This window comes from Trabulsiella odontotermitis, assembly GCF_030053895.1.
GTDB classification, from domain to species: domain Bacteria; phylum Pseudomonadota; class Gammaproteobacteria; order Enterobacterales; family Enterobacteriaceae; genus Trabulsiella; species Trabulsiella odontotermitis_C.
Genome location: NZ_CP125781.1, coordinates 4,633,970 through 4,650,713 on the forward strand (window position 1 = coordinate 4,633,970; position 16,744 = coordinate 4,650,713).

At 53.7% G+C, this 16,744-nt stretch carries 17 protein-coding genes; 8 read left to right on the forward strand and 9 right to left on the reverse strand.

What is annotated here, in order from left to right; all coding sequences use genetic code 11:
• The first annotated feature begins 285 nt into the window (after window positions 1–285).
• The 7 genes from glmU to phoU all read left to right on the forward strand — a co-directional run bounded on the left by glmU (window position 286) and on the right by phoU (window position 8,503).
• Entirely contained in the window at window positions 286–1,656 is a 1,371-nt protein-coding gene (gene glmU / locus QMG90_RS21995) for a bifunctional UDP-N-acetylglucosamine diphosphorylase/glucosamine-1-phosphate N-acetyltransferase GlmU (protein WP_283281959.1), read from the forward strand.
• Between the two features lie 193 nt (window positions 1,657–1,849).
• Entirely contained in the window at window positions 1,850–3,679 is a 1,830-nt protein-coding gene (glmS, locus tag QMG90_RS22000; protein WP_283281961.1) for a glutamine--fructose-6-phosphate transaminase (isomerizing), read from the forward strand.
• Between the two features lie 292 nt (window positions 3,680–3,971).
• On the forward strand, window positions 3,972–5,012 hold the full coding sequence (gene pstS / locus QMG90_RS22005; protein WP_283281963.1) for a phosphate ABC transporter substrate-binding protein PstS: 1,041 nt from the start codon (window positions 3,972–3,974) through the stop codon (window positions 5,010–5,012).
• Window positions 5,013–5,093: 81 nt separating this feature from the next.
• A complete protein-coding gene (gene pstC, locus QMG90_RS22010) occupies window positions 5,094–6,053 on the forward strand; it encodes a phosphate ABC transporter permease PstC (RefSeq protein WP_283281965.1) in 960 nt (319 codons plus the stop codon).
• Window positions 6,053–6,943 (forward strand): phosphate ABC transporter permease PstA, encoded by an 891-nt coding sequence (pstA, locus tag QMG90_RS22015; RefSeq protein ID WP_283281967.1) that lies wholly within the window; start codon window positions 6,053–6,055, stop codon window positions 6,941–6,943. The genes pstC and pstA overlap by 1 nt, the downstream gene beginning before the upstream one ends.
• A gap of 47 nt (window positions 6,944–6,990) precedes the next feature.
• Window positions 6,991–7,764 carry a phosphate ABC transporter ATP-binding protein PstB gene (pstB, locus tag QMG90_RS22020; protein WP_038161299.1) on the forward strand — a complete coding sequence of 258 codons (774 nt, stop codon included), beginning with the start codon at window positions 6,991–6,993 and terminating at the stop codon, window positions 7,762–7,764.
• 13 nt (window positions 7,765–7,777) lie between these two features.
• Window positions 7,778–8,503 carry a phosphate signaling complex protein PhoU gene (phoU, locus tag QMG90_RS22025; RefSeq protein ID WP_283281970.1) on the forward strand — a complete coding sequence of 242 codons (726 nt, stop codon included), beginning with the start codon at window positions 7,778–7,780 and terminating at the stop codon, window positions 8,501–8,503.
• A 90-nt stretch (window positions 8,504–8,593) separates the two neighbouring features.
• On the opposite strand, the gene yieH is transcribed toward phoU, so the two are convergent.
• Window positions 8,594–9,259: a 6-phosphogluconate phosphatase gene (gene yieH / locus QMG90_RS22030; protein WP_283281972.1), complete on the reverse strand. Its 666-nt coding sequence runs from the start codon at window positions 9,257–9,259 to the stop codon at window positions 8,594–8,596.
• A gap of 167 nt (window positions 9,260–9,426) precedes the next feature.
• Between yieH and QMG90_RS22035 the strand changes: the two genes are divergently transcribed.
• Window positions 9,427–10,764, forward strand: coding sequence for an NCS2 family permease (locus QMG90_RS22035; protein ID WP_283281974.1), 1,338 nt, complete (start codon window positions 9,427–9,429; stop codon window positions 10,762–10,764).
• 50 nt (window positions 10,765–10,814) lie between these two features.
• Here the strand turns inward: QMG90_RS22035 and QMG90_RS22040 are convergent, their stop codons facing one another.
• From QMG90_RS22040 to QMG90_RS22595, 8 genes are all read right to left on the reverse strand, one after another.
• The gene (locus tag QMG90_RS22040; RefSeq protein ID WP_283281976.1) at window positions 10,815–11,381 is read right to left on the reverse strand and encodes an NADPH-dependent FMN reductase; all 567 of its coding nucleotides are present in this window, start codon (window positions 11,379–11,381) and stop codon (window positions 10,815–10,817) included.
• A gap of 30 nt (window positions 11,382–11,411) precedes the next feature.
• The gene (locus QMG90_RS22045; protein WP_283281978.1) at window positions 11,412–12,140 is read right to left on the reverse strand and encodes a 4'-phosphopantetheinyl transferase family protein; all 729 of its coding nucleotides are present in this window, start codon (window positions 12,138–12,140) and stop codon (window positions 11,412–11,414) included.
• 151 nt (window positions 12,141–12,291) lie between these two features.
• A complete protein-coding gene (gene mnmE, locus QMG90_RS22050; RefSeq protein WP_283281980.1) occupies window positions 12,292–13,656 on the reverse strand; it encodes a tRNA uridine-5-carboxymethylaminomethyl(34) synthesis GTPase MnmE in 1,365 nt (454 codons plus the stop codon).
• Between the two features lie 63 nt (window positions 13,657–13,719).
• A complete protein-coding gene (yidC, locus tag QMG90_RS22055; protein WP_283281982.1) occupies window positions 13,720–15,366 on the reverse strand; it encodes a membrane protein insertase YidC in 1,647 nt (548 codons plus the stop codon).
• A gap of 2 nt (window positions 15,367–15,368) precedes the next feature.
• A complete protein-coding gene (gene yidD, locus QMG90_RS22060; protein WP_283281983.1) occupies window positions 15,369–15,626 on the reverse strand; it encodes a membrane protein insertion efficiency factor YidD in 258 nt (85 codons plus the stop codon).
• On the reverse strand, window positions 15,590–15,949 hold the full coding sequence (gene rnpA / locus QMG90_RS22065; protein WP_283281985.1) for a ribonuclease P protein component: 360 nt from the start codon (window positions 15,947–15,949) through the stop codon (window positions 15,590–15,592). Before rnpA ends, yidD begins: the two co-directional genes overlap by 37 nt.
• Window positions 15,950–15,965: 16 nt before the next feature.
• Window positions 15,966–16,106: a 50S ribosomal protein L34 gene (rpmH, locus tag QMG90_RS22070; protein ID WP_000831330.1), complete on the reverse strand. Its 141-nt coding sequence runs from the start codon at window positions 16,104–16,106 to the stop codon at window positions 15,966–15,968.
• A gap of 229 nt (window positions 16,107–16,335) precedes the next feature.
• On the reverse strand, window positions 16,336–16,416 hold the full coding sequence (locus QMG90_RS22595) for a hypothetical protein (protein WP_419096826.1): 81 nt from the start codon (window positions 16,414–16,416) through the stop codon (window positions 16,336–16,338).
• Window positions 16,417–16,744 lie beyond the last annotated feature (328 nt).

Sequence of the window (16,744 nt, forward strand, 5' to 3'; positions counted from 1 at the left end):
TTGAATGTCTCAAAAGCCAGTCTGGTCTCCAGACTGGCTTTTTTTATGTCTGCTTTATTCAGGTATCAAAAAAACAGTGAAAGCAGCAGCATAGACGCTAATCTTCAGATTACGGGGATTTTTTTCGAGACAAAACCGCGTACGATCGCTGAAAATGGCTCCATAAACTGGTTTTCCACCCGGGCGTTGCGCGTTTTCTCTGCATCCCATTTCATGATGCAAAATATGTAGAAATTTCAACGCCAAAGGGTTTTACTTCCCACTCAAATTACTGTCAGGATGCGTATGTCAAACAGTGCGATGAGCGTGGTGATCCTTGCTGCCGGCAAAGGAACCCGCATGTATTCCGAGCTTCCGAAAGTGCTGCACACGTTGGCCGGGAAGCCAATGGTTCAGCATGTCATTGATGCTGCTAATGAATTAGGCGCCAGCCAGGTGCATCTGGTCTATGGACACGGCGGCGATCTCCTTAAGCAAGCGCTGAAAGAAGATAACCTGAACTGGGTGCTGCAGGCGGAACAGCTGGGCACCGGGCACGCGATGCAGCAGGCCGCGCCGTTCTTTGCCGACGATGAAGACATCCTGATGCTGTATGGCGATGTACCGCTGATCACCGTTGACACCCTTCAGCGCCTGCGTGAAGCGAAACCACAGGGCGGCATTGGTCTGTTGACGGTTAAATTAGATGATCCCAGCGGCTACGGCCGTATCACGCGTGAAAACGGTAAAGTGACGGGCATTGTTGAGCATAAAGACGCCAGCGACGCGCAGCGTCAGATTCAGGAGATCAATACCGGTATCCTGATTGCCAGTGGTGCGGATCTGAAGCGCTGGCTCAGCAAACTGACCAACAACAATGCGCAAGGTGAATACTACATCACCGATATCATCGCCATGGCCCATGCTGAAGGGCATGACATCGTTGCCGTCCACCCGCAGCGTTTAAGTGAAGTGGAAGGCGTAAACAACCGTTTGCAGCTATCTCGTCTTGAGCGCGTCTACCAGAGCGAGCAGGCGGAAAAACTGTTGCTGGCGGGCGTTATGCTGCGCGATCCTGCTCGTTTCGATTTACGCGGTGAGCTGAATCACGGGCGCGATGTGGAAATTGATACTAACGTTATCCTGGAAGGCCAGGTTTCGCTGGGCCACCGCGTCAAAATCGGTGCCGGCTGCGTCATTAAAAACAGCGTGATTGGTGACGACTGCGAAATCAGTCCCTACAGTGTGGTTGAAAATGCGCATCTCGAAGCTGCCTGCACCATTGGCCCGTTCGCACGTCTGCGCCCTGGTGCTGAGCTGCTGGAAGGCGCACACGTCGGTAACTTTGTTGAGATGAAAAAAGCGCGGCTGGGTAAAGGCTCTAAAGCCGGCCATTTGAGTTATCTCGGCGATGCGGAAATTGGCGACAACGTAAATATTGGCGCGGGCACTATCACCTGTAACTACGATGGCGCGAACAAATCCAAAACCATCATTGGTGATGATGTGTTTGTCGGCTCCGATACGCAGCTGGTGGCGCCAGTGACCATCGGAAAAGGCGTCACCATTGCGGCGGGAACCACCGTCACGCGCGATGTGGCCGATAATGAGCTGGTATTAAGTCGTGTACCGCAGGTCCATAAGCAGGGCTGGAAACGCCCGGTGAAGAAAAAGTAATACGCTTTTGTAGGCCGGATAAGCGTCAGCGCCATCCGGCAGACAGGGGTGAGGAAATAATATAATTTCCCACCCCAATGGCAGTACCTATAAATATAACCCCACTCTCTACAAGGCTCGGGGTGCCCGGAAAACGGGCAAAGACAGGTCAGCGACAACGCATGGCATAACGCCATAATCAGGAATTTTTACTATGTGTGGAATTGTTGGCGCAGTTGCGCAGCGTGATATTGCTGAAATCCTTCTCGAAGGATTACGTCGTCTGGAATACCGTGGTTATGACTCTGCCGGTCTGGCAGTCGTTGACGCAGAAGGAAATATGACCCGTCTGCGTCGCCTCGGTAAAGTCCAGATGCTGAGCCAGGCGGCGGAAGAACATCCGTTGCATGGCGGCACAGGTATTGCTCACACTCGCTGGGCGACGCACGGCGAACCGTCGGAAGGAAACGCGCATCCGCATGTTTCTGAACACATCGTTGTGGTGCATAACGGCATCATCGAAAACCACGAACCATTGCGCGAACTGCTGCAGTCCCGTGGTTACGTCTTTGCTTCAGAGACTGACACCGAAGTGATTGCTCACCTCGTTCACTGGGAGCTTGAGCAGGGCGGTACGTTGCGCGAAGCCGTACTGCGCGCTATCCCGCAACTCCGTGGCGCCTACGGCACGGTCATTATGGATACCCGCGATCCGGGCACGCTACTGGCAGCGCGTTCAGGAAGCCCGCTGGTGATTGGTCTGGGCATGGGGGAAAACTTCATTGCGTCTGACCAGCTGGCGCTGCTGCCGGTGACCCGTCGCTTTATCTTCCTTGAAGAGGGCGATATTGCTGAAGTCACGCGTCGCGCTATCACTATCTTCGATAAATCTGGTGCTCAGGTTAAACGCCCGGACATCGAATCCAACCTGCAGTATGACGCCGGTGACAAAGGCATCTACCGTCACTACATGCAGAAGGAGATCTACGAACAGCCGAACGCGATCAAAAACACCCTGACCGGCCGCATCAGTCATGGTGAGGTTGATTTAAGTGAGCTGGGTGCGAATGCCAACGAGATGCTGTCTCAGGTAGAGCATATCCAGATTGTCGCCTGCGGTACGTCGTACAACTCCGGGATGGTCTCTCGTTACTGGTTTGAATCGCTGGCGGGCGTGCCGTGCGATGTGGAAATCGCCTCTGAATTCCGCTACCGCAAATCCGCAGTGCGCCGCAACAGTCTGATGATCACCCTGTCGCAGTCCGGCGAAACGGCGGATACGCTGGCAGCGCTGCGTCTGTCGAAAGAGCTGGGTTATCTGGGCTCGCTGGCCATCTGTAACGTACCGGGCTCCTCACTGGTGCGTGAGTCCGATCTGGCACTGATGACCAAAGCCGGGACTGAAATTGGCGTGGCGTCGACCAAAGCGTTTACCACGCAACTGACGGTTCTGCTAATGCTGGTGGCGAAACTGGCGCGTCTGAAAGGTCTGGATGCCGCCGTTGAGCATGACATTGTTCATGGTCTGCAGGCGCTGCCGAGCCGCATCGAACAGATGCTGTCGCAGGATAAGCGCATTGAAGCGCTGGCGGAAGATTTCTCTGACAAGCACCACGCCCTGTTCCTCGGTCGTGGCGATCAGTATCCAATCGCGCTGGAAGGCGCGCTGAAGCTGAAAGAGATCTCCTATATCCACGCGGAAGCGTATGCCGCAGGCGAGCTCAAGCATGGTCCGCTGGCGCTGATTGACGCCGACATGCCGGTTATTGTCGTGGCGCCTAACAACGAATTGCTGGAAAAACTGAAATCCAACATCGAAGAAGTGCGTGCGCGCGGTGGTCATCTGTACGTCTTCGCCGACCGCGATGCCGGTTTCACCAGCAGCGACAACATGCACATCATCGAGATGCCGCATGTGGAAGAGGTGATTGCGCCGATCTTCTACACCGTGCCGCTGCAGTTGCTGGCTTATCACGTCGCGCTGATTAAGGGTACCGACGTTGACCAGCCGCGTAACCTGGCGAAATCAGTAACGGTTGAGTAATAAAACAACGCCCCATATCAATAAATGGGGCGTTTTTCCGCCTTTCCTTTATGACAATCTGTCATCTTCAGCTACCTTTTTCAGTGTCACAGAAATAAAATCTTTCTGACATATTGTGGTCATAATTGTGGCTATCGGTATGAAAAATAGATACTTTTAAACGCTTATTAAACAAAATTTTGCGCTGTCATCAAACTGTCATAAACCGTACATATAACTGTCACCTCTTTGTCCTATTTTGCTCATCGTAGCCACTTAAACAACGATTTACACAAATCTTGCAGGAGACATTATGAAAGTTATGCGTACCACTGTCGCAACTGTTGTCGCCGCGACCTTATCGATGAGCGCTTTCGCGGCTGGAGCAGCAGCAAGCCTGACTGGCGCTGGCGCAACATTCCCTGCGCCGGTGTATGCCAAGTGGGCTGATACCTACCAGAAAGAAACGGGTAACAAAATCAACTATCAGGGTATCGGCTCCTCCGGTGGCGTTAAGCAAATCACAGCAAACACCGTAGACTTCGGCGCATCTGACGCTCCGCTGAAGGATGACAAATTACAGCAGGAAGGGCTGTTCCAGTTCCCGACCGTGATTGGCGGCGTGGTACTGGCGGTAAATCTGCCAGGCTTCAAATCTGGCGAGCTGGTGCTTGATGGTAAAACCCTGGGGGATATCTACCTCGGCAAAATCAAAAAATGGGATGACGAAGCAATCGCTAAGCTGAACCCGGGCAAAAAACTGCCTTCTCAGAATATCGCGGTGGTTCGTCGTGCTGACGGTTCCGGTACCTCTTTCGTTTTCACCAGCTACCTGGCGAAAGTAAACGAAGAGTGGAATTCTAAAGTCGGTGCAGGCTCAACGGTTAACTGGCCGACAGGTCTGGGTGGTAAAGGTAACGACGGTATCGCCGCCTTCGTACAGCGTCTGCCGGGCTCTATCGGTTACGTTGAATATGCTTACGCTAAGCAGAACAACCTGACCTATACCAAACTGAAATCTGCTGATGGCGCTGATGTCAGCCCGACTGAAGAGAGCTTCTCTAATGCCGCTAAAGGCATTGACTGGAGCAAATCTTTCGCTCAGGACCTGACCAACCAGAAAGGTGCGGATGTGTGGCCAATCACCTCCACCACGTTCATCCTGGTGCACAAAGAGCAGAAAAATGCTGAACAGGGCGCTGAAGTGCTGAAATTCTTCGACTGGGCGTACAAGAACGGTGGAAAAGAAGCCAACGCACTGGATTACGCAACCCTGCCGGACAGCGTGGTTGAGCAGGTTCGTGCTGCATGGAAGACCAACGTGAAAGACAGCAGCGGTAAAGCGCTGTACTAACAGGATCATTTTGACGAAGATGGCGGTGAGCATGAATGCTCATCGCCTTTTCGTAAGACGTAAATAACTGAAGAGTAACTTATGGCTGCAACCAAGCCTGCTTTTAACCCACCGGGTAAACAGGGTGACATGATATTCAGTGCGCTGGTTAAACTGGCAGCGCTGATTGTGCTATTGATGCTGGGTGGCATCATCGTTTCCCTGATCATCTCCTCCTGGCCAAGCATTCAGAAATTTGGCTTCTCGTTTCTGTGGACCAAAGAGTGGGATGCGCCAAATGACATCTTCGGTGCGCTGGTACCCATCTACGGTACGCTGGTCACCTCCTTTATCGCGTTGCTGATCGCCGTTCCGGTGAGCTTCGGCATCGCACTGTTCCTGACGGAACTTGCCCCGGCCTGGCTGAAACGCCCGCTGGGTATTGCTATTGAGCTGTTAGCGGCAATTCCAAGTATCGTTTATGGCATGTGGGGGCTGTTTATTTTCGCACCACTGTTCGCCACGTACTTCCAGGAACCCGTCGGCAATGTGCTTTCCACGATTCCATTTGTAGGCGCGCTTTTCTCCGGCCCGGCATTCGGTATTGGTATTCTGGCCGCTGGCGTGATCCTCGCTATCATGATCATCCCCTACATTGCGGCGGTGATGCGCGATGTGTTTGAACAGACGCCGGTGATGATGAAAGAGTCCGCGTACGGCATCGGCTGTACGACCTGGGAAGTGATCTGGCGCATCGTACTGCCGTTCACCAAAAATGGGGTCATCGGCGGCATCATGCTCGGCCTTGGCCGTGCGCTGGGTGAAACCATGGCAGTGACCTTTATCATCGGTAACACCTACCAGCTCAGCAGCGCCTCGCTGTATATGCCGGGTAACAGTATTACCTCGGCGCTGGCTAACGAATTTGCTGAAGCGGAATCCGGCCTGCACGTTGCCGCGTTGATGGAACTGGGTCTGATTCTGTTTGTTATTACCTTCATCGTTCTGGCTGCCTCGAAATTCATGATCCTGCGTCTGGCGAAAAACGAGGGGGCGCGTTAATGGCGACTCTTGAAATGCAAACGACGGCTGAACTGGCGGAATCCCGCCGCAAAATGCAGGCTCGCCGCCGCATGAAAAACCGTATCGCTCTGACGTTGTCAATGGCGACCATGGCATTCGGCCTGTTCTGGCTTATCTGGATCCTTATCTCTACGGTGTCTCGCGGTTTTGACGGCATGTCGCTGGCGCTGTTCACCGAAATGACGCCACCGCCAAATACAGCGGGTGGCGGTCTGGCGAACGCCCTGGCAGGTAGTGGGTTGTTAATTCTCTGGGCGACGGTATTCGGTACGCCGCTGGGCATCATGGCGGGGATCTATCTGGCGGAATATGGTCGTAAATCCTTGCTGGCTGAGTTTATTCGTTTCATTAACGATATCCTGCTTTCTGCGCCGTCCATTGTGGTTGGTCTGTTCGTCTACACCATCGTCGTGGCCAAAATGGAGCACTTCTCCGGTTGGGCCGGGGTGATTGCGCTGGCGTTGTTGCAGGTGCCGATTGTCATTCGAACCACCGAGAACATGCTAAAACTGGTACCGGACAGCCTGCGTGAAGCTGCTTATGCGCTGGGAACGCCGAAATGGAAGATGATTTCCGCCATCACAGTGAAGGCGTCGGTTTCCGGCATCCTGACGGGTGTGCTGCTGGCGGTGGCGCGTATCGCCGGGGAAACGGCGCCGTTGCTGTTCACTGCGCTGTCCAACCAGTTCTGGAGCACCGACATGATGCAGCCGATTGCCAACCTGCCGGTGACCATTTTCAAATTTGCGATGAGCCCGTTTGCTGAATGGCAGCAGCTGGCCTGGGCCGGGGTATTGATCATCACCCTTTGCGTCCTGTTGCTGAACATTCTGGCGCGCATCATTTTTGCCAAGAGTAAACACGGTTAATTTTTACGGCGCGGTGATGAACGGCGCCGGATAAGGAAGAGAGTGAGATGAGTATGGCTAATACTGCCCCGGGTAAGATTTCGGTTCGTGATTTGAACTTCTACTACGGCAAATTCCATGCCCTTAAGAACATCAATCTGGATATCGCAAAGAATCAGGTGACGGCCTTTATCGGGCCTTCTGGCTGCGGTAAATCTACGCTGCTGCGTACCTTCAACAAAATGTATGAACTCTATCCTGAGCAGCGTGCAGAAGGCGAAATTCTGCTGGATGGCGACAATATTCTCACCAATACTCAGGATATCGCGCTGCTGCGCGCCAAAGTCGGTATGGTTTTCCAGAAGCCGACACCGTTCCCGATGTCTATCTACGACAACATCGCCTTTGGCGTGCGTCTGTTTGAGAAAATGTCCCGCGCGGATATGGACGAGCGTGTGCAGTGGGCTCTGACTAAAGCCGCATTATGGAATGAAACCAAAGATAAGTTGCACCAGAGCGGATATTCTCTCTCTGGCGGTCAGCAACAGCGCCTGTGCATCGCCCGCGGTATTGCGATTCGCCCGGAAGTGCTGCTGCTGGATGAGCCGTGTTCAGCGCTGGATCCGATCTCCACCGGACGCATCGAAGAGCTGATCACCGAGCTTAAGCAGGATTACACCGTCGTGATCGTGACGCACAACATGCAACAGGCGGCACGTTGCTCTGACCACACTGCGTTTATGTATCTTGGCGAGCTGATCGAATTCAGTAATACGGACGATCTCTTTACTAAACCTGCTAAGAAACAAACTGAAGATTATATTACTGGCCGCTACGGTTGATTTGGAGTTAGCGATGGACAACCTTAATCTCAACAAACATATTTCCGGCCAGTTCAACGCAGAACTGGAACATATCCGCACCCAGGTGATGACCATGGGTGGGCTGGTGGAACAGCAGCTCTCTGACGCGATTACGGCGATGCATAATCAGGATCAGGAGCTGGCGAAGCGTGTTATCGACGGCGACAAACAGGTCAATATGATGGAAGTCGCCATTGATGAAGCCTGTGTACGTATTATCGCCAAGCGCCAGCCAACCGCCAGCGACCTGCGTCTGGTAATGGCGATCATCAAAACCATCGCTGAGCTGGAACGCATTGGCGACGTGGCGGATAAGATCTGCCGTACGGCGCTGGAAAAGTTCACGCAACAGCACCAGCCGCTGCTGGTGAGCCTGGAATCGCTGGGGCGCCACACGGTGCAGATGCTGCATGACGTGCTGGATGCCTTTGCGCGGATGGATATCGACGAAGCTGTTCGTATCTATCGCGAAGACAAGAAAGTGGATCAGGAATACGAAGGCATTGTGCGTCAGCTGATGACCTACATGATGGAAGATTCCCGCACTATTCCAAGCGTCCTGACAGCGCTGTTTTGCGCGCGCTCCATCGAACGTATCGGCGACCGTTGCCAGAACATTTGCGAATACATTTTCTATTTCGTGAAAGGGCAGGATTTCCGTCACGTGGGCGGCGATGAGCTGGATAAGCTGCTGGCGGGTAAAGATCCGAAAGAGTAATACACCGAAATGCCCGGTGGCGCTGCGCTTACCGGGCCTGTGAAAGCCTTGTAGGCCGGATAAGCGTTAGCGCCATCCGGCTTTGTTTTGTCAGCGTGTAATATCCCAGCCGCGCGCTTTCCACAGCGCTGGCAGTTCCGATAACGCGTTAAACGTCGTCACTTTCGGGTGATCAATCGGCGGGTTGTGCGGGTCGGCACAGAAGTAAAACACCTCCATCCCTGCCGCGACGCCGGATTGCGCTCCTGCGCTGGAATCATCCACCAGAATGCAGTTTTCCGGGTTTACGTTCATCGCCTTTGCCGCATGGAACATCAGCGCCGGATCAGGCTTCCAGCGCTGAATATCGTAGCCGCTGAACAGTTTTTCCGGGAAATGGTGCAGCATGCCGGTTTTTCCCAACGAATGCTGCATTTTACTGACCGGGCCATTAGACACGACGCACATCGGAACGGTAACCGCATCCAGCAATGCATTTGCCCCCGCAATGACCTCCAGTTCGCTGTCAAACAGGCGTGCGACCTCGGCGCGGTAGAGCGGTTCTAAATCCGCTTTTTGCAGATTCACCCCGTGTTCGGCGTTGATCGTATCGATGATTTCGTAGAGCTTCACGCCCTTAAAGCGTTTAAAAACCTCTTCGAGATCAAGGGTAATGCCCATCTGCTTAAACATATAAACATAGGCGCGGGAACAAATCACTTCACTGTCGACCAGCGTACCATCACAGTCGAAAAATACCGCTTCAATGTTGGTCATGCCGTTTCCTGTTATAACAAGTTTATCGTTTACCTGATGAAAATTGCGCAACGCAATCGTTGCCGTATAAGAAAAACCAATAAAAAAAGTGCGAGTTAATCCTCCCTATTGTCGCATTTTGGGGTAGGATAGCGACGAATTTTCCCTCCTTTGCTCGGAACCAGAAGATGAGTCAACAACACACTACCCAGGCCTCTGGTCAGGGACTGCTTGAGCGCGTGTTCAAACTGCGCGAACACGGGACATCGGCACGCACCGAAGTCATCGCCGGCTTTACCACTTTCCTGACGATGGTTTACATCGTTTTTGTTAACCCGCAAATTCTTGGCGCCGCGGGAATGGATACCAGCGCCGTGTTTGTGACTACGTGTCTTATCGCTGCCTTCGGCAGCATCCTGATGGGCCTGTTTGCCAATCTGCCCGTAGCGCTGGCGCCCGCGATGGGGCTTAACGCTTTCTTCGCGTTTGTCGTTGTCGGTGCGATGGGCCTGCCGTGGCAGGTCGGGATGGGCGCGATTTTCTGGGGGGCGGTGGGTCTGCTGCTGCTGACCATTTTCCGCATCCGCTATTGGATGATCGCCAATATCCCTGTCAGCCTGCGCGTTGGCATCACCAGCGGTATCGGCCTGTTCATCGGCATGATGGGGCTGAAAAACGCCGGGGTCATTGTCGCGAACAGCGAAACGCTGGTGACCATTGGCAACCTGACGTCGCATAACGTTCTGCTTGGCGTGCTGGGTTTCTTCATCATTGCGATTCTGGCTTCCCGTAACATTCACGCGGCGGTGCTGGTATCTATCGTAGTGACCACGCTGCTGGGCTGGATGCTGGGTGATGTGCATTACAACGGTATCGTCTCCGCGCCGCCGAGCGTCACGACTGTGCTGGGTCATGTGGATCTCGCGGGTTCACTGAACATCGGTCTGGCCGGGGTGATCTTCTCCTTCATGCTGGTTAACCTGTTTGACTCCTCAGGAACACTGATTGGCGTGACTGATAAAGCCGGTCTGACCGATGAGAGCGGTAAATTCCCGCGCATGAAGCAGGCGCTGTACGTTGACAGTATCTCGTCCGTTGCCGGGTCGTTCATCGGCACTTCGTCTGTTACCGCGTACATCGAATCCTCTTCCGGCGTCTCGGTAGGCGGTCGTACTGGTCTGACGGCAGTGATTGTCGGTTTGCTGTTCCTGCTGGTGATTTTCCTCTCTCCGCTGGCGGGCATGGTGCCGCCATACGCCGCCGCAGGCGCGCTGATTTACGTCGGCGTGCTGATGACCTCAAGTCTGTCACGCGTGAAGTGGGATGACCTTACAGAGGCGGTACCGGCGTTTATTACCGCGGTGATGATGCCGTTCAGCTTCTCCATCACCGAAGGGATTGCGCTGGGCTTTATCTCTTACTGCGTGATGAAAATTGGTACCGGACGTTTCCGCGATCTCAGCCCGTGCGTCATTGTCGTCGCGCTGCTGTTTGTGCTGAAGATTGTGTTTATCGACGCGCACTAAGGGATTTACGTAGTACAGGCCCGGCAAGCATCGCGCCGCCGGGCTTTTGTTTACGCCTTCACCCGCTGAATATAATCACCAAACGCGGTCAGCTGACCGGTCAGATGATCCAGCGTGCTCTGGTCAATCACTTCACCTGTCTGCGGGTCGACTTTATTCTGAATCACACCGCCCATAAATTCCGGTTTGTTCATCACCATCGCATCGAGAAACACCAGGATCTGACGCAGGTGATACTGGCAGCGAGCGCCGCCGATAGCGCCCATTGAACTGGTCTGAATCAGTACCGGCTTGCCCGACAGCGGCTGGTCAGGCAGACGTGACAGCCAGTCGATGGCATTCTTCAGCCCACCCGGCACCGAATAGTTATATTCCGGCGTAACAATAATCACACCATCGGCCTGGCGGATTTGCGCAGCCAGGGCTTCAACGCTTTGCGGAAACCCCTCTTCCTGCTGCACATCCGCATCATAAAGCGGAATATCACCGATAGACGGCAACGCAGAGATGTCCATTCCTGCCGGCGCAATTTTGGGCAGTGTGCGAGCCACCATACCGTTAAATGAGCCTTTACGCAGGCTTCCCAGTAACGTCACAACGTTCAACGTGTCAGACATGACTACTCCTTTGCATCATGATATGTCAGATCAGTTGATTATAAGGGCTTTTTCGGCAGGCAGGCTGGTAAATCGCATCAGACGTGTGGCGGGCTCATTCGCGCGGGTCTGCGCATCCGGCAGGCTGCCCCAGCCATTTTTACTATGGAATTCCCACAGATTGAGCTTTTCGATGGCCGGGCTGGCGGCAACTGACCACACCAGAATGTCTTCGGCATCGCAAATCGCCTCAATCTGCATGACCTCAGCGGAGCGTAAACGGCCCGAACCGGGAAGCAGTTGTAATAAACGGGGGGAATCCTGCGTGGCGTGACCGGTCATCTTTAACACGCTCTGGCGCAGGACGACCAGTTGGGTTTGCGCCTCATGAGGATCGTTTTGATTGGCGATCCACAGGTTCTCATTACGGGTGAAGGGGTAAGCTTCCGGAATGCTGGTGTGCTGCAGTTCCATGTCGAGGCCACAGTTTCCCTCTGTTGCCAGCGCCACGCCGACAATATTGCCGGTATAAGAAACCGAAAACGCGGGCAGTTCCGCATCAGCAAAAACAGGTTTTCCGTTAGGCTGCGTGATGATTTCCGGCAGTTCACTGGTGCCGTACAGCATGAACATCAGTTCAGCCAGGAGCGCACGCGATCCCATAAAACGCGCACGTCGATGCTCCGGTAGCCGTCGTGCCGCATGGTGAACGGTTGACGGCAGTCGTACCGAAGCGAGGTGCTCGTCGCTGAGGATGCCTCGTGCAAAGTGAGTGGCCATTTTTCGCTCCCTGATTAATGGACAATGGTTAAAGGTCAGTAATGTATTATCACCGATAATGGACAGGTTTTAATGCGGAAAAACCTGTCTGAAAAGGCTTCAGGCATGACTTTTACATATCCTTAGTCACATTCGCCGAATCGCTCACATATTACTTACCAATACAGAAACTGGAGAAAATACGACCCAGCAGATCATCCGAGGTAAATTCACCGGTGATCTCGCTTAAGTTGTGTTGTGCCAGACGCAGCTCTTCGGCCAGCAGTTCGCCTGCCCAGGCGCCGAGCAACTGCGCTTTGCCCTGTTGCAGATGGTTTGCCGCTTCTTCCAGCGCCTGTAAGTGGCGACGACGAGCCAGAAAACCCCCTTCCATGTTGGTTTCAAAGCCCATACTCTGTTTGAGATGATTACGCAGCGTGTCCACACCTTCCCCGGTTCGTGCCGAGAGGCGAATCAGTGAGTGGTTATTCACTTCGCTGAAGCCCAGCGTTTCGCCGGTGACGTCTGCTTTGTTACGCACCACGGTGATCGGCAGCTTCGCGGGCAGACGGGCAATAAAATCAGGCCAGATATCGGCAGGGTCGACGGCATCGGTGGTGGTGCCATCCACCATAAACAACACACGGTCTGCCTGTTCGATTTCCTGCCAGGCGCGTTCGATACCAATGCGCTCCACTTCGTCACTGGCGTCGCGCAGCCCGGCGGTATCAATGATGTGCAGTGGCATGCCGTCAATATGAATATGCTCGCGCAGTACGTCGCGGGTCGTGCCCGCAATATCCGTAACGATTGCCGCTTCGCGACCGGCCAGCGCGTTCAGGAGGCTCGATTTCCCGGCGTTCGGGCGACCGGCAATCACGACTTTCATTCCTTCACGCAGCAGGCTGCCCTGACGGGCCTCGGCACGTACCGCATCGAGATCGGCGATAACCGCGTTGAGTTGGGCTTCGATTTTGCCGTCGGAGAGAAAGTCTATCTCTTCATCCGGAAAATCGATGGCGGCTTCCACGTAGATTCGCAGGTGAGTAAGTGCTTCCACTAAATGATTAACACGGGCAGAAAACGCCCCCTGCAATGAGTTCAGGGCGGAACGTGCCGCTTGTTCTGAACTGGCGTCAATCAGGTCGGCAATCGCCTCTGCCTGGGCTAAATCGAGCTTATCGTTAAGAAAGGCGCGTTCGGAAAACTCGCCCGGCTTTGCGATGCGTACGCCCGGCAGCGTCAGAATACGTTTGAGCAACAGGTCGAGGATCACCGGGCCGCCATGACCCTGCAATTCCAGTACGTCTTCACCGGTAAAAGAGTTCGGGCCGGGAAACCACAGCGCGATGCCCTGATCCAGCGCGGTACCGTCAGCATCTTTGAACGGCAGATAATCGGCGTAGCGCGGCTTTGGCAGTTTGCCCAGCACGGCCTGAGCGACATTCCGCGCTTTCAGGCCGGAGATGCGCAGGATGCCCACACCACCGCGTCCCGGTGGGGTTGCCTGGGCGATGATTGTGTCGTTATGGCTCATAAAATCACTCGTATTAAAAAAGGCGGTCCTGAGACCGCCTTCTGGCTTAAAGAATGAAGCTTATCAGGACTTCTTCTTCTCGCGGCTGTGCAGCCCACGTTTTTCAAGACCACGGTAAATCAGCTGTTGCTGAATAATGGTCACCAGGTTGCTGACGATATAGTACAGCACCAGACCTGACGGGAACCACAGGAAGAACACCGTGAAGATGACCGGCATAAAGGTCATGATCTTCTGCTGCATCGGGTCGGTCACGGTGGTCGGCGACATCTTCTGAATGAAGAACATCGTCACGCCCATCAGGATCGGCAGAATGTAGTACGGGTCCTGCGCGGACAGGTCGTGGATCCACAATGCGAACGGCGCGTGGCGCAGTTCAACGGAGCCCATCAGCATGTAGTACAGGGCAAGGAAGATAGGCATCTGGATGATCAGCGGGAAGCAGCCACCCAGCGGGTTGACCTTCTCAGCTTTGTACAGGGCCATCATTTCCTGGCTCTGACGCTGTTTATCATCGCCCAGACGCTCGCGCATCGCCTGAATCTTCGGCTGCAGCATACGCATCTTCGCCATGGAGGTGTACTGCGCTTTGGTCAGCGGGTACATGATGCCACGAACGATAAAGGTGATAACGATGATGGAGAAGCCCCAGTTGCCGAGGAAACTGTGGATCCATTTCAGCAGTTTAAACAGCGGCTGAGAGATGAACCACAACCAGCCGTAGTCCACGGTCAGATCCAGATGCGGTGCAACGGCAGCCATCTTGTCCTGAATTTCCGGACCCACCCACAAAGTGCTGTTCAGCGTCGCGTTCTGACCTGGCTGCACCAGCGTCGGCTGCGATTTGTAACCGATCGCGGCAACACCGTTGCCCAGATTCGCGGTGTAGAAATTGTTGGTGCCATCGTTACGCGGAACCCATGCGGTAGCAAAATACTGTTGCAGCATCGCTACCCAGCCATTTTTGGCATTCACATTCAGGTTCTCGTTGTCGGCGATGGTATCGAATTTGTATTTTTCGTACTTCTCGTCCGGCGTAGAGTATGCCGCGCCGCGGAAGGTGTGCAGTGCAAAGTTGCTGCTGCCGGTATCGCGGTGAGACGGCAAATTGATGGATTGTTTCAACTGACCAAAGGTCGCCAGTTCCAGCGGTTTCTCTCCGGCGTTTTTCACGTCATAGCCGACGTTCACCGAATATTCACCGCGTTTCAGGGTGAAGGTTTTGGTGAAGGTGTTACCGGCTTTGTCGGTATACGTCAGCGGGATAGCCAGTTCGTTCTGACCATCAGCCAGCACAAACGCATCTTTATCAACGTTATACAGCGGACGAGGACCATTAGCCGGGTTGTCCGGGCCATCACGTCCAGTCAGGCCGCTCTGCGCCTGGTAGATAAACTGCGGCGTAGTTTCCAGCAACTGGAACGGTTCATTGGAACCCAGATCTTTCGGGTATGCCAACAACAGCGCCTGTTCAACATCACCACCGCTGGTGTTGATGGTCAGTTCAAGCACATCGGTTTTAACCGTAATCAGTTTCCCCTGGCCACTGGCCGGTACGCCCTGGTCTGCTGCACTACCTGCTGCGGTGGTCGTCGTCTGCGTGGTCTGTTGCGGCTGAGGTTGAGGATTTTTATCCTGCTCCCACGCCTGCCAGATCATGAAAGACACGAACAACAAAGCGATGATAAGAAGATTGCGTTGGGAATCCATCGTTAGTGTTCTCTGGTATCAAAGGGTCCTGGTGGGACGGGGTCGTCTCCACCCGGGTGTAAAGGGTGGCATTTTAATACGCGTTTCACCGTCAACCAACTGCCTTTTATCACTCCAAACCTGCGCAAGGCCTCAATTCCGTATTGAGAGCAGGTTGGTGTGAAACGGCAATGTGGCCCGAGTAGCGGACTAATCAGGCGTTGATAGAGCCGGATAAGGGCTATCAGGAGCCGTGAGCCAGGCGACAGTGACGGCGCCATAATTTTTCCAACGCTTCCGTGAGAGCACGGTTATCGAGGTCAGCAACCCCTTTTTTCGCCACCACCACGAAATCCATAGACGGAAGTTCATGCTGGCGTAAACGGAAGCTCTCACGCGTAAGACGTTTAATCCGGTTGCGTTCGTGCGCGCGTTTGACGTTTTTCTTGGCGACGGTAAGACCGATGCGGGGATGCCCCAGCGAATTCAGGCGGCCGAGGATAGTAATTTGCGGCGTGCCAGCCCGTTGTGGCTGCTGGAAGACGAAAGTGAAATGACTGGGAGTTAACAAACGTAACTCCCTGGGAAATGCGAGCTTAACCACTCAGGGGTTAGCTTTATTACTTGGAAACGGTCAGACGAGCGCGGCCTTTAGCACGACGACGTGCCAGAACCTGACGACCATTTTTAGTAGCCATACGAGCACGGAAGCCGTGAGAACGGTTGCGCTTCAGTACAGACGGTTGAAAAGTGCGTTTCATGGCGATTTCTACCTAAACTTGAATAAATTCACTGACTTTTGCGTATACCCGAACAATCTTCGAACGACTAACGCTTCAGCTTGGGTGATTAAAGAGGCCGGATTGTAATAATTGTACACTCCAGAGTCAATTCTCTTTACCTTATTTCCCGCGTAATTCCGCACTTTTACGTGCAAAAAGCGAGCTGTCGTCGACACAAGAACTCGGGCTCTACGCGCCGGGTGGGGGATTATACGGCCTCCCGGTTAAAGCGCAAGGATCGTGCAGGATCTTTATTAGATCGTTTAAACCAAAATTCGTCAGTACTCATTAATTTTTCCAATATGCGGCCTAAATCCTGCTTCACTCGTGCCAGGATCGATTACACTTATCCGGTTTCGATCCTTCCTGTGGATAAATGGGGAAGAATCTGTGAGAAACAGAAGATCTCTGGTTCAGATTACGCTATGATCCGCGGTCCCGATCGCGATCTTTAGATCCTGACCGGGTAAAAAAACCGCGCACAGCGGTTCGCACGTCACCCTTTTGCGCAGGGTCAAAAAACAGATCAACCTTTAACGAGGCTGATACGTACAGTCGACGTGTGCCAACAATCACGATCGTTTTCATTTTTTCTTTTTGTTCGAGTGGAGTCCGCC